This window comes from Enterococcus sp. CR-Ec1 (assembly GCF_002850555.1).
Lineage (GTDB): Bacteria > Bacillota > Bacilli > Lactobacillales > Enterococcaceae > Enterococcus_D > Enterococcus_D entomosocium.
Genome location: NZ_CP025223.1, coordinates 712,501 through 725,090, shown reverse-complemented (window position 1 = coordinate 725,090; position 12,590 = coordinate 712,501). Strand labels below are relative to the sequence as shown.

Sequence of the window (12,590 nt, the reverse complement as noted above, 5' to 3'; positions counted from 1 at the left end):
AATAGTATACAATAGTTTTGAGTTAAGAGTAAATAAATCATTGCAGGTGATGAAAAAATGAAACGAATTCTCGTGTTGCACACTGGCGGCACCATCGCCATGAAAGAAGATACCCTGACAGGCGGCGTCAGCCCCGATGTCAGCAATCCGCTGATGGATGCACCGATCCACATTGATGACGATGTTGAATTGATCGTCGAAGACATTTTTAATATTCCCAGTCCTCATATGACGCCAAAAGAAATGCTGCAGCTGAAAGAACGTATCCAGCTGGCGCATTTAAGCGGTGTCGATGGGGTCGTGATCACTCACGGAACCGATACGCTGGAAGAAACGGCCTTCTTTTTAGATACCACGATCGGCGGTCAGTTACCGATCGTGGTGACTGGTGCCATGCGCTCAAGTAATGAAATCGGCAGTGACGGGCTTTATAACTTTGAAAGTGCGATTCGGGTCGCCAAGTCCCCCGATGCCATAGGAAAAGGTGTCTTAGTCGTCATGAACGATGAGATCCATTCCGCACGTTATGTTACGAAAACCCACACCACCAATATTGCGACGTTCCGCACCCCGACATTAGGTCCGATCGGCTTAGTCACAAAGCACCGAATCTTGTTTATGCAAGAGCTGTTAAATAACCGCCATTTGGATGTTGATCGTGTCGATGGTTTGTTTCCGATCGTCAAAGCCTATGCTGGGATGACCGGGGAATTGTTCGATGCTTTAGCCGACTCGCTGATCGATGGACTAGTGATCGAAGCTTTAGGCGCTGGCAATCTGCCGCCTCAAACCATTGAGCCTTTGAAAAAACTGATCGCTAGAAACATTCCGGTCGTCTTAGTTTCTCGCTGCTTCAACGGAGTTGCCGAGCCGGTCTATGACTACTTAGGCGGTGGGATCGAATTGCAAGCTCTTGGGGTGATTTTCTGCAATAGCATCAATAGCCAAAAAGCCCGCATCAAATTGTTGATAGCGAAAAACCGTGGATTGACCATGGATGAGCTACCTGATTTCATGGAGAATTGACCAAACAAAAACCCTTTTGCCATTCCGTTAACGGAGGCAAAAGGGTTGTTTTATTTTTCTCGCCAAGTAAACACGGCTTCGCAGTAAGTATCCTCACCGATCTTGATCTCGTGGATCGTTTGCAGCGGCACAGCCTCGCCGGCTTCATCGATTGTCTTTTCATTGATTTGAAAATGGCTTTCGATCAAATGGCCGTAAGCAACTTCCCGATCAAAGCGGATCGTCACTTGTGTCACTTCATGTTTTGTTAAAAACTCATAGCCTAAGACGTCCATCAGCCAATTGAAATACATGGCGTTGTTGACATGCTGATTGCTATCGATATCGTAGAAACGCACCCGATACGGCAAAAATTGTCCTTGTGTGATAGGAGTGATCTTCGGATAGCGTTTGATTCGTTTAATTTTTTCACTGCCAAAAGGCACCACGATCTCATCCGGAACACTGCTGACTTTGCGCGTCTCCGGGTCCATCAACGCAAAAACCGCTTCGATTTTGACCAATTCCGTTCCGTCTTCTGCCAATAACCAAAAGTAACGGTAGCAGAAAAACTTATTGTATTCTCTCGCCTGGGTCGCCACTTGGATCTGCTCCCCTACGCGCGGCAAACGAGTTACCGTTATGTGATAGCTGGTAATGATCCAGGTCAAGCCATAACTAGCGATGACTTCCGGTCCGCGGTTTAACGTCGCACTTTGTTCTTCTGATGTCTTGATGGCGATGCCTAGCATGGCTGGAAACGTCATCGTTTGGTTGACATCACATTCATAATACGCCACTTCATGCGTGGTTTGATACTTTGCTGCCATAGTTCTAATTGCCTCCTAAAAACGACTCAATATTTCATCGACAGTTGGTCCATAACTTTCGCCAAATTGATTCAAATGGACCAATAAATAATACAATTGATACACTGGCAGTCGCTCTTGCCAATTCTCATCTAATGGATAGACTTCTTGATAGCCTTCCAAAAATTCCTGACGAAAACCGCCGAAAAGCTGGGACATCGCAATATCCATTTCTCGATCCCCATAGGCGACTGCCGGATCAAGAAACACTGGTTCTCCTTGTTGATCGAACAGCACATTCCCCCGCCAAAAATCACCGTGTAATAAAGCAGGTGTGACGCTGCGATCACGCCAATTCTCATGCAAAAATTCTTTCAAACGCAGATAAGCGGCTTCCCGTTTGGCATGCCAGTGATTACCCAGCTTCGCAAATTCGACTTGCACATCCAAACGGCAGACTGTGTAAAAATCAAGCCAATCGGTGGTTTTCGGATTGACTTGCGGCAAAAAGCCGATGTAATTGTCTTCGTAAAAACCAAAAGACTCCTGCGTCTGCTGATGAAGCCGAGCCAAGCATTGGCCTAAGCGCCGCTGCTGTCCTTCCCCACTATCGATCCATTCCATCAATAAAAATGCCCCCTCTTCGGTCTGACCGAGGCGTTCGATTTTTGGCACCCGCACGAAAGGGGCTAATTCAGCTAAGCCGTTGATTTCTGCTTGAAAGAACATCGATGAAACATGAGGATGGGTCTTTAAAAAATAGCGATTTTCTCCTGTAGTGAACCGATACGTTTGATTGACATCCCCACCACTGATGGGCGTCAGCGAGCCGGTCATCCCGATTGCTGCGAACAATGCTTCCTCCATACGGATCTCCCTTTCTTTACTCAGTCAGTTGGGCAGTCAAGTACGCTTGTTCCTCTTTCGTCACCCCTAGTCCTTGCAGAAGATACTGATCGACCGAACCGAAATGCTGATCGATTGCAGCCAAACTTTCCTCAAGAAAACTCTCTTTGGCACTCATCAAAACCGTGATCGCCGTTAACAGCTCTTGCGGCAAATGCTGGGTCATTGGGGCAAATTTTTCTTTTAGCATTGGGGCTAGATAGCGATTGGTCGCTAAATAATCTTCTTTGATCGTCGCTGGTGCCACCGCCAACACATGCAGCAATAAAAAGGCGCCAAAGCCTGTGCGATCTTTGCCGGCGGTACAGTGGAACAAGGTTGCTCCTTCGCCTTCCGCATTGTCGATCACATGATCAAAGAACTGCCGATATTGTTGGCGGGCATAGTCGCTTTCAACAAAGTGACGGTAGACTTTTTTCATCTGCTCTTCGGCATCTTCCCCATCTTCCAAGCGCTGCTTCAAGCTTTCTGGCGACAAGGAAACCATCGTTTCGTCTTCTTTGAAAATAGGTAAAAAAAGCTGCTTTGCTGTGGCGATCGGTCGATCAGGCTGTGCATTGGCTTCAGCGATGGAGCGAAAATCAATGACCTGATTGACCCCATAGTTTGCCAGTACTGCTTGATCTGAAGCAGTCAATTCATTGATCGCCGCACTGCGGATCAATTTTTTTCGTTTGATCGTCGTGCCGTTTATCGTTTGATAGCCGCCAAGTTCTCTGACGTTTGCTGCTCGTTCTAGTTGAATCAATTGTGTCATTGCTTATCCCTCCCGCGATGTTCTAGTTAAAAGTATAGCAGAAACTTCGCTATTAAGGGCACTGAAACCTAGATTTTTCTATGAGCTGAGCTTTAACGGACAAAAAAAAGAAAGACCACACGCAGTCTTTCTTTGCTTTCGCTTGTTAAAAAATGTTTCTATTCGGCTTCGATCACGGCGGCAGAATCATCTAAGATCGAACGATCCAGTTCGTTGATACGGCTGCTGGTCACCATTCCCGCAACCATACTGTCGCTGACATTAACGAGTGTCCGTGCCATATCGATCAATGGTTCAACAGAAATAACTAAGCCTACGATGGCGATCGGCAAGTTCATTGAGCCTAAGACGATCAATGAAGCAAAGGTTGCGCCACCGCCGACACCAGCAACGCCGAATGAGCTGATCGTAACTACTGCAACTAGCAGCAGGATAAACTGCCAATCAAAGACATTGATCCCAACCGTTGGTGCAACGATCGTTGCCAACATCGCTGGATAAACACCCGCACAGCCGTTTTGACCAATCGATAACCCAAAGCTGCCTGCAAAGTTAGCCGTGGCTTCATCAACACCTAACGCTTTGGTTTGGGTTTCGATGTTCAATGGCAAGGCACCCGCACTTGAACGAGAAGTAAAGGCGAAGCTCAAGACTGGAAAGGCCTTTTTGAAATACGTTACTGGATTGACCCGAACAGCGATCAGCAATAATGAATGAACGAGTAAGACCAAAATCAAAGCGGCATAAGAAGCGATGATAAATTTTCCTAAGTTCAAGATGGCTTCAAAATCACTTGAAGCTAATACGTTTGTCATCAATGCCAAAACGCCATAAGGTGTCAGGCGCAAAACTAACGTGACGATACGCATCACGATTTTATATAAGCTGTCCATCAAATTCGCAAAAGTTTCCGCTTCTTTCGGTGATTTGCGTTTGACACCAAGAAAGGCGATCCCAACAAAGGCTGAGAAAATCACGACCCCGATCGTACTTGTCGAACGAGTACCAGCAAAGTCGGCGAAGACATTACTTGGGATGAAAGAAACGATTTGTTGTGGGATCGATAGATCTTGGACTTGTGTCGAACGTTCCGCTAATTCTGCGATCCGCGCTGTTTCCGTTGCTCCTTCGGTAAAGCTGGCACCGTCAAGACCAAAGACCATGACCATCACGATCCCGATCAAGGCAGCGATCGCCGTTGTCCCTAGCAAAGTCGCAAGAACCGTAAAACTGATCTTCTTGATTTTTTCGCTTTCTTTCATCTTGGTGAAAGCACCAACGATCGAAACGAAGATCAAGGGCATGATCAGCATTTGCAAGAGGGCCACATAGCCGCTACCGACCATCGTGATCCAGTCAAGAGCTTGCGTGACAACGTCAGAGCCTGTCCCAAAAATCAGCTGTAGCACACCACCAAAAACGATCCCGACGAACAACGCCGCAAAGACCCGCGTTGAAAACTTCACGTGACGCTTTTGCAATAAGTAGAACCCATAAATAAGGGCAGCAAAAAGTAGAACAACAATAATAGTTAACAGATTTGTCATTTGAATCCTCCTTTTGTTCAATAAACATGACAAAGTCTGTCAGAGGAAGTAAAGGTTCCCAGTGACCATTCTTCAACAGTTCACTCTAATGAGACGTGTGGCATCATTAGTGACTATTCCATTTTAAAGAAGTTTGCTTCATCTTACAATAAATAAGTTCCCACTTTTCTGGGATGGTACCGCTTTTTTGTCAGTAAATAAAAAAAGAACCGTTGCCACACTCCCATGCTGCTAGGATTTCTGCTTTCCTAACGGTTGGATTGCGGCAACTGGTTCGTTATTTTTTTATTTCGTCTTTTTGAAAATTTTCAGTAAATATTCAGTCGGCCATTAGAAATTGCTGACTTACGCCAAAGCGCCCATTGGATCCCAAGGTGCTAAGACCGTTGGTTCTGCTTCAAAGGCAGCCAATTGTTCTGCTGTCAGGAATTCTTTGCGAACCACGATTTGATAGGTGTATTCATCCATCCATGCATCGCTCATGACGAAGAAGCCATTCGTTCCGACTTTTTCACCCCAGCTGTTTTCGACTTTCCATTTGGTTGATTCGCCGTCGATCAAGTCAACGCCAGTCAAGACCATCGCATGGGTCATTAAGCTTTCGCCAAAATCTAAGCGTTCTGCTTTGGTCATCGTAAAGTCGATATCAAATAAGTCGTTGATATCATAGGCATCTAATGCCATGATCCCAGTATCTCTGGTAGAAGATTGACCGACATCACAACCGAACCACACGGACTCCCCTTGTTCCAATTGAGCAATCGCTAATTTTTTGAAGGTCGGCATATCGACGTTCAAGTATTTGACTTCTTTGCCGCCAACCACGTTGCCTAGCATTTCTACGGTATACGATTGATTGTAAGGTTTGTCGGCAGTTGGTGCGTTGATGATACTGACATAATCGTCAAGATCCACCCCGACATATTTTTCATAAAAGCTTTGTGGTGTTAAGTTGCGATCAATGTGATAGTTTTTGTCTTCATCACGGTATTCAAAATCAAAGGTTTCTGGCGGTGTGCCTAAAGAAGTCGCTAAGAAACGATAAATGTCTTCCAACATCGCTTCTTTGGCTGTTTGGATGTCTTCAGCTGTTTTGCCTTCAGCCACTAGCTGACGCAAAGCAACCGCATCTTTACGCAGTTTTTTGTTCAAGTAATTGTTTAGGTCACGAGAATTGGAAGAGTTGCTGCTTTCTGGCATGACCGTTTTTGGTACGACACCATATTTTTGGAAAATCGAAACGATCATGTCCCATTGCCCACCATCTTGTTGTGGTGTTTGCAATAAGAAAGCAACTTTGCGACTTGTTAAAGGTTCGTTAGCAGTTGCTAAAATATTTTCATAGAAATAGTTGGCTTTTTCGTATTTATCCCAAAAGAAGGTATGGTTTTGCGACAATTCAAATTCTTTTAAATTGAAATCATTCAGCATCTTATGACGGAATGTATTCAATGCGGCAAACATCCAGCAGCGGCCTGATTGTTTTTGGTTTGAGACTTTCCCTGTTGTCACATCGACTGAGAAAACCGGCACATTGTTGACTTTTGCTGACACGTTTTCTGCAGAAGCGGTGATCCCATTTTTCACAACACTCCGTTGCAGTGCCGTTTGTTTATTATTTTCTTGATACGCTTGCGCAAAGGCAGCGGTGGTCTTTTTTGAAATTTCTGACATATTTCTTCATCCTTTCACTTTCCGTTCCTTCCATTTTACGCCTCTGCCTCTCAAATAACAACCGCTCCTAGAAAAATGAAAAAATCATCTTTCTAAGAGCGGTTGCTCGTATCAAGGATTTAAAGGGTTAGCATCAAAAGCAAAAAGCCAAGTAAAACAAAGGATAGTCCTCGTTCAAATCGTGCATACAGGAAGCGGATCGGGCGGCTAGCTAGCAAGATCGTCAGTAAAACACTGGCTAACACCAACGTCACAAAGCCTAATACCGACAGATTCAAGTCGGTGATGGCTAATGCCCGCAAGCCCTTGATGAAGATCCCCTGTAAAAGATAGACCAGCAGTGTGTTTTTGCCCCACTTCGTAAAAAATAGGTGCTCTCTGGGCACGAGGCTCAGAAAACCGATGATCCCCATCAGCCCGATCACGAAAAAGACCGCACGCAAGGGACCGCCGAACAACGGATAGCTCAAGTAATCGTCATAAGGCTTGGAACCAAAAACCATGTACTTGTTCATCCCATGAAAAAACGCGATAAAGGTGTAGATGATCGGTAGGAAAAGCAAACTGATGGTTCGAATCTTTGGTTTCAATAAAAAGCGCATCTCATTTTTGGGAAAATAAAACCCGATAATGAAAAACGGCAAAAAGACAAAGGTCCGCTGCAAGGTCAACACTTGATTTAAAAACGGCACGTAGCCAGCAAAGATGCTCAAGCCAATACTCAGCAGGATCGCCTGCTTTTTGGACATTTTTTGAAAGATCAACAGCGAGAGCTGCCAAAAGAACATGCTAAGCAAAAACCAAAGTGCCCATTGCGGATTCAACAGTTGGATTTTTAGCGACTCCCGTAGACCGATCAACCAGTAATAGACGGTGTAAAACACCTGAAAGAAGACATAAGGCAGCAAGAACTTTTTCATCAACTCACGAAGCTTGTGTCCCTTCGTCAACGGTTTGGCAAAGTACCCAGCCAGAAAAACAAAAGCTGGCATGTGGAAAGTGAAGATAAAATAATATAGGTCATGATAAAACTTCTGATCGCCGATAAAAGGCTGCAGCAAGTGACTGAAGACGACCAAGATCATCAGTAAAAATTTTGCATTATCAAAGTAAGCCGTTCTTTGCGATTGGCTCATAAAAAGTTCCTCCTCTAAGTTGTATCTGTCAAAGGATACCTGATCCATGAAACAGAACTGTAACAAGCTATTTACTTTTTTCTAACGATTCTTGTTCATTTGATTACCAGTTGCTATTTTGTATAGTTTGTATTAATATATATAATACAAAGGAGCTGTTTTCGATGATATTTGATATTCAAACCCAAAGCAACCAACCCATCTACCAGCAGTTGCGGGAACAGATCATTGTCGGTATCGCAAAAGGCGATTTGGCCGCTGGCGAATTGCTGCCATCCGTCCGTCAATTAGCCGAAGAGATCGGCATCAATACCATGACGATCTCAAAAGCCTACAATTCCCTCAAAGAAGAAGGCTTGTTAGTCACAGATCGCCGCAAAGGAACCGCCGTTGCCGCGCCACCACCGTTTACTTCCGGACAAGAAGCGGAGTATCGCCAAAACTTACAGCTACTGCTAGCAACCGCTCTCTTACACGGCAAAAGCAAGCAAGCGCTTTTAACGGATGTTCAACAACTTCTGGACCAATTTCCTGAAAGGAATGAATGCAAATGACTTATCTTTTTTTCATTATTGCCCTCGTCCTCTGTGGGACGACCGCATTTGGTTTACGCTTGATCAGTAAACCCCACAAAAATGTTTTACTCGAAAATACCCTTGCCCCTGAGCATCTGGATGATCCTAACGTCCACAGCTTGATCACAGAATTTCGCAAGCGTATCTTACAAATCGTTGGTACATTTAGTGTAGCAAGTCTCCTTTTTTTGTTCAATTTATCTGACTCCATCATCCTTACCCTGTTCTGGCTTTATATGGCCGCTTTGCTGGGGACAGCTTACTTGGTGCAAGTACATTACATCGGAAAAATGCGGCAATTGATCCTTACCAATGGATGGGAACTACCCATCGATCCGATTCGGATCGATACGAAACTCGTTCAAACCAAAAATAAGCGGATGCTGCCGTGGTATAGCCTCGTTCCTGCGGGGATTTTGTTGATGATCAGTTTGTACCAAGCATGGCAGTTGCCTGATCTTTCTACAGGATACTTGATGGGCGGTGTCTCCTTAGCAATTTTTGCGCTGTTCCTCTATCTCTGGGTGATCATCAGCCGCTTACCCGTTCGCGGGATCAGCGGCAATTCAACTATCGATCAACACATCAATGATTTAACAAAGCGTTATTGGTCCTTAATGATCGCCGTGACTTGCACCATTACGCTGCTCTTGTTGACTGTCCCGCTGGCGTCCATGTCCGCTACCGGAGCATTAAGTACTATCCTCTTAGTGCTCTTTGTTGTTTTGGTGGTTTTCTTGATCGTCTTTACCTTCTTCTTATTGCTTGATCTGCGTAAAAAACAAGATCAGCTCTTAGAGCCAGCAGCACAACCGCGCTATTATGGCGAAGATGCTTACTGGCGATATGGTTTTTACATCAATCCTAATGATGCGCGTCTGTTCGTTCCTGACCGTGTTGGGATGAATATCGGCATCAATTTAGGCAAACGCAGCGGACAAATCGTCGCAGGCATCACCGCGGTCTTCTTACTTGTGTTAATGATCGGGACCATCATTCCGATGTATCGCTTAGATTTTACTGCTGATGCGATCACTGGTGAAGTGCAAGGACAAGAAGTCACCTTCGATGCACCAATGACCGGGAAAACTACGGTCTCTTTGGCAGATATAGAGACAGTGGAATTGATCGAAACATTGCCGTCTCCTCGTGTTCGTACCATGGGTGTAGGAACCGCCAGTTACCAAATCGGTCAGTTTACCGTTGCCGGCAAACCTGCCAGAATGTTTGTCGACACGAAGGTGACGCCCATTTTAAAAGTCACTACTAACGATGGCCCAACTGTTTTTTACACAAATAAAAAAGCCGCCGAAACGACGGATTTATACGAGGAACTATTACAGAAGATTTCCTCAGCGGAGTGAGTGTTCTGGAGAAAAAACTGGGCAACCCATTATCCCCAGGCTATCGACAACCAACAAAAGAACGGACTCTTTCCAACAAAAAAACGACCTTCCGAAACGAAGGTCGTTTTTGATACTCCGGCAGTAGGACTCGAACCTACGACATCATGATTAACAGTCATGCGCTACTACCAACTGAGCTATGCCGGAAGAATCTATCTGTACTATACCAAATAGTCAGATAATTTAGCAAGAGCAAAAATCAATTTTTTGATCCTTTTTTTCAAGAAAATCCCCTTTTAGAAACTTCCCTTCCCGCAAAGCGTTTTTCTCAAGAAATATCCGAAAATCTCATTGACAAAGTAGCGCCTTTACGGTATTCTATATCTTGTGTTAAATAACACGCCGCTTTAGCTCAGTTGGTAGAGCGCATCCATGGTAAGGATGAGGTCGACGGTTCAAGCCCGTCAAGTGGCTTTGGTAGGACAACGTTTGTCGAACGTTGTCTTTTTTTGTACATCTCATTCCCAATATATAGCGATAATTTCTAAAGTTAACAATTCGTATTGCCTCTAATTACTTGCGATATACAAAAGAAATAAGATCGTAAAACCCAATAGTACGAAAGATACAACTGCTTTCACCATTCTCGCTGCATCTTTAAATTTGAACAAGAGCGTATAAAGATTAATAAAGTAAATGATCGACAGGACTGCTTCTTGCGAATATTCCTTCACTTGGATCAAGCCTAACCATATACTCAGCAAAAGAATCGAAAAAACAACCAAATAGTTTTCTGCAACACGCTTCATTTCATTCTCCTTTCCAATGATAGACACTTGCAACCAGCTGAATCATGGAAACTCAGTAAATTATCAGCCCCTCTCTCCAATACTTTTCCTACATCCTTTGCTTATTAAAAGTGTAACAAACTATTTTTTCTAACGGTCAACCTAGTTCAATTTACATAAATATTTTTTTGATAAAACGACGAAAAGACGTTTTCAATCGTTACTCACAGCTCCATTTTAGGCACTTCTTTTTTACAACAAAAAACCTGCTCTCCTAAAGCCAAGAGAGCGGGTTTTTCAACTAAACTGAATTTTTTTGAAAGGATATGCCTTATGCTGACTTAAAAAATAACATATTTTTTCCGTTTGATTCAACTTCTTACTTCACGACCAGCACCGTACATTTCGAATGATTAACGACATAATCGGTGGTTGAGCCCACGACAGCTCGAGTCAATGTACCTTTGCCAGTTGCACCGATAACGATCAAATCAATTGGATACAATTCAGTCGCTGCATGAATGATAAAACGCTTTGGATCACCGACTTCAACGATCACCTCAACATCTTCTACCCCATGCTGATTGGCATCATAGATTTTTTTCAACATGTCCGTTTCCACACGCAATTTTTCTTGGTCAAAAATTTTTGCAAAAGCATAGGCACTTGTGGATAACTCAGCATTGTTGATAACAGAGAGGACATACAATTTGGCTTTGTTCCTACGACAAATCGCGAGTGCTTCTTGGAACGCTTTTTCTGACTGATCCGACCCATCTAAGGCAACAAGTACATTTTGAGAATTACGTAACATCCAAATCGCCTCCTTTTCTTTATTTTACCACAAAAAATGGAAGCGTTACAAAAAAGGACGAGGTCTACTCTTAAGAGACCTAAAACTTCCTTTAAGATTTGTGAAGGTCCTTACTTGGTTCCGCAATTATGCAGTAAAATAAGAAGAACAATGATTCGAGGTGAAAGAAATGCGCTCTTTTTTCCATGCTGCAGTCACTGTGCTCTTGTACTTAGGGCTTTTCTTGCTGATAATCGGTATTATCGCCTTTTTCTTGCTAAAACTTTAAGCTTGGTTTGTTGAAAAGCAAGTTGCTGTCACATCCCTAAGAGGAGTGATACACTTGGTTTATCAACAATTATCGAAACGAACAGCTTGCTGCTCACTCGTTTCAAAAAGGAGATCATGCAAAATGGACTTACATATTACCCCTAATGCCGCTGCTCGCTTTCCAGAAGGACACGACTTATATATTCTGACGAGTAATGACGGATCGAACCAATTTTCTTCAGCAGCTGGATGCTGTATGATCGGCGAACGTTTTTTGATCACACCGATCGACGAACCGTTAGACCCATACAATGAGTTAGTCTCAAGCAATCAGTTTACTTTTTTTACATCAACCTATGATCAAATGTTCTTGACTGGTCATCTAATTCTAGATGTTCACCCAACTTCAGGAACCTTGATTTTGAAAAACGAAAGCGGCTATTTGGATACCAATCTTTTATTGGAAGCTTCTCCGCAGTTGAAGCAAACGAATGTGTAACAAAAGAGCTGACAAACGCCTTGTAAGGTGCTTGTCAGCTCTTTTTCTCTATACGGAATGGGAAATCAACGAAAGAAGTTCTTGTGTCTCAGCGGCTAAAGCGATTGCACCAGCATCAAGCAATTCTTCTCGTGACCCAAAACCATATAAAACACCGATTGCCGGTAACTGGTTTTCTTTTGCACCTAAAATATCATGCTCACGGTCGCCGATCATGATGGCTTCCTGCGCTTTTTGCTCCTTTTCGATCTCAGTAAGTGCGTAGCGGATAACCGCCGCTTTTTCCCCACGTTTATTCTCAAGATCCGCCCCATAGATTCCTTTGAAATAGCCATCATACTTGAGATGGGTCAGGATCTCTTTTGCAAAAACTTCTGGTTTCGACGTAGCGATATACAAATCGTGATCCTGCGCCAGCTCCTGCAATGTTTCTTCAATGAACGGATATGGTTGTACTTGAAACATCCCCGCTTGACGATAATTTT

General features: G+C 43.8%; 13 protein-coding genes and 2 tRNA genes (1 of these 15 running past the window's edge). 5 read left to right on the top strand and 10 right to left on the bottom strand.

The genetic code is table 11. The features are described from left to right. Positions 1–57 precede the first annotated feature (57 nt). Complete coding sequence (locus CXM95_RS03450; RefSeq protein ID WP_005237533.1) at positions 58–1,026, top strand: asparaginase; 969 nt, start codon at positions 58–60, stop codon at positions 1,024–1,026. Between the two features lie 50 nt (positions 1,027–1,076). On the opposite strand, the gene CXM95_RS03445 is transcribed toward CXM95_RS03450, so the two are convergent. The 6 genes from CXM95_RS03445 to CXM95_RS03420 form a co-directional block, all read right to left on the bottom strand. After that, a complete protein-coding gene (locus CXM95_RS03445; protein ID WP_016611698.1) occupies positions 1,077–1,835 on the bottom strand; it encodes an acyl-ACP thioesterase domain-containing protein in 759 nt (252 codons plus the stop codon). A 15-nt stretch (positions 1,836–1,850) separates the two neighbouring features. Continuing rightward, on the bottom strand, positions 1,851–2,681 hold the full coding sequence (locus CXM95_RS03440) for a fructosamine kinase family protein (RefSeq protein WP_086299142.1): 831 nt from the start codon (positions 2,679–2,681) through the stop codon (positions 1,851–1,853). 16 nt (positions 2,682–2,697) lie between these two features. Then, positions 2,698–3,477, bottom strand: coding sequence for a tyrosine-protein phosphatase (locus CXM95_RS03435; protein ID WP_016611700.1), 780 nt, complete (start codon positions 3,475–3,477; stop codon positions 2,698–2,700). Between the two features lie 158 nt (positions 3,478–3,635). Continuing rightward, a complete protein-coding gene (locus CXM95_RS03430) occupies positions 3,636–5,024 on the bottom strand; it encodes an L-cystine transporter (protein ID WP_010747447.1) in 1,389 nt (462 codons plus the stop codon). 345 nt (positions 5,025–5,369) lie between these two features. Continuing rightward, entirely contained in the window at positions 5,370–6,698 is a 1,329-nt protein-coding gene (locus CXM95_RS03425) for an aminopeptidase C (RefSeq protein WP_008377008.1), read from the bottom strand. Between the two features lie 119 nt (positions 6,699–6,817). Next, complete coding sequence (locus CXM95_RS03420) at positions 6,818–7,834, bottom strand: acyltransferase family protein (RefSeq protein ID WP_008377006.1); 1,017 nt, start codon at positions 7,832–7,834, stop codon at positions 6,818–6,820. A gap of 164 nt (positions 7,835–7,998) precedes the next feature. Here CXM95_RS03420 and CXM95_RS03415 point away from each other — a divergent pair, with 164 nt between their 5' ends. Both CXM95_RS03415 and CXM95_RS03410 read left to right on the top strand, forming a co-directional pair. Then, positions 7,999–8,388, top strand: a complete 390-nt coding sequence (locus CXM95_RS03415) for a GntR family transcriptional regulator (RefSeq protein WP_086299141.1) — start codon at positions 7,999–8,001, stop codon at positions 8,386–8,388. After that, complete coding sequence (locus tag CXM95_RS03410; protein WP_176285390.1) at positions 8,385–9,773, top strand: hypothetical protein; 1,389 nt, start codon at positions 8,385–8,387, stop codon at positions 9,771–9,773. The genes CXM95_RS03415 and CXM95_RS03410 overlap by 4 nt, the downstream gene beginning before the upstream one ends. Positions 9,774–9,888: 115 nt before the next feature. On the opposite strand, the gene CXM95_RS03405 is transcribed toward CXM95_RS03410, so the two are convergent. Beyond that, positions 9,889–9,962 (bottom strand) — tRNA-Asn (locus CXM95_RS03405). A gap of 194 nt (positions 9,963–10,156) precedes the next feature. On the opposite strand from CXM95_RS03405, the gene CXM95_RS03400 reads away from it, so the two are divergent. Then, a tRNA-Thr gene (locus CXM95_RS03400) sits at positions 10,157–10,229 on the top strand. 95 nt (positions 10,230–10,324) lie between these two features. Here CXM95_RS03400 and CXM95_RS03395 read toward each other — a convergent pair. Together CXM95_RS03395 and CXM95_RS03390 are read right to left on the bottom strand one after the other, a co-directional pair. After that, the gene (locus tag CXM95_RS03395) at positions 10,325–10,564 is read right to left on the bottom strand and encodes a hypothetical protein (protein WP_034878778.1); all 240 of its coding nucleotides are present in this window, start codon (positions 10,562–10,564) and stop codon (positions 10,325–10,327) included. Between the two features lie 358 nt (positions 10,565–10,922). Next, positions 10,923–11,357, bottom strand: a complete 435-nt coding sequence (locus CXM95_RS03390; protein ID WP_005237544.1) for a universal stress protein — start codon at positions 11,355–11,357, stop codon at positions 10,923–10,925. A gap of 391 nt (positions 11,358–11,748) precedes the next feature. Here CXM95_RS03390 and CXM95_RS03385 point away from each other — a divergent pair, with 391 nt between their 5' ends. Then, positions 11,749–12,105, top strand: a complete 357-nt coding sequence (locus CXM95_RS03385) for an iron-sulfur cluster biosynthesis family protein (protein WP_008376995.1) — start codon at positions 11,749–11,751, stop codon at positions 12,103–12,105. A 48-nt stretch (positions 12,106–12,153) separates the two neighbouring features. On the opposite strand, the gene CXM95_RS03380 is transcribed toward CXM95_RS03385, so the two are convergent. Further along, a protein-coding gene (locus tag CXM95_RS03380; RefSeq protein ID WP_008376993.1) for an HAD hydrolase-like protein crosses the window boundary here: on the bottom strand, positions 12,154–12,590 show its 3' portion. The gene runs 214 nt beyond the window's last position; only the last 437 of its 651 coding nucleotides appear in the window; its start codon lies off the right edge, out of view; its stop codon occupies positions 12,154–12,156.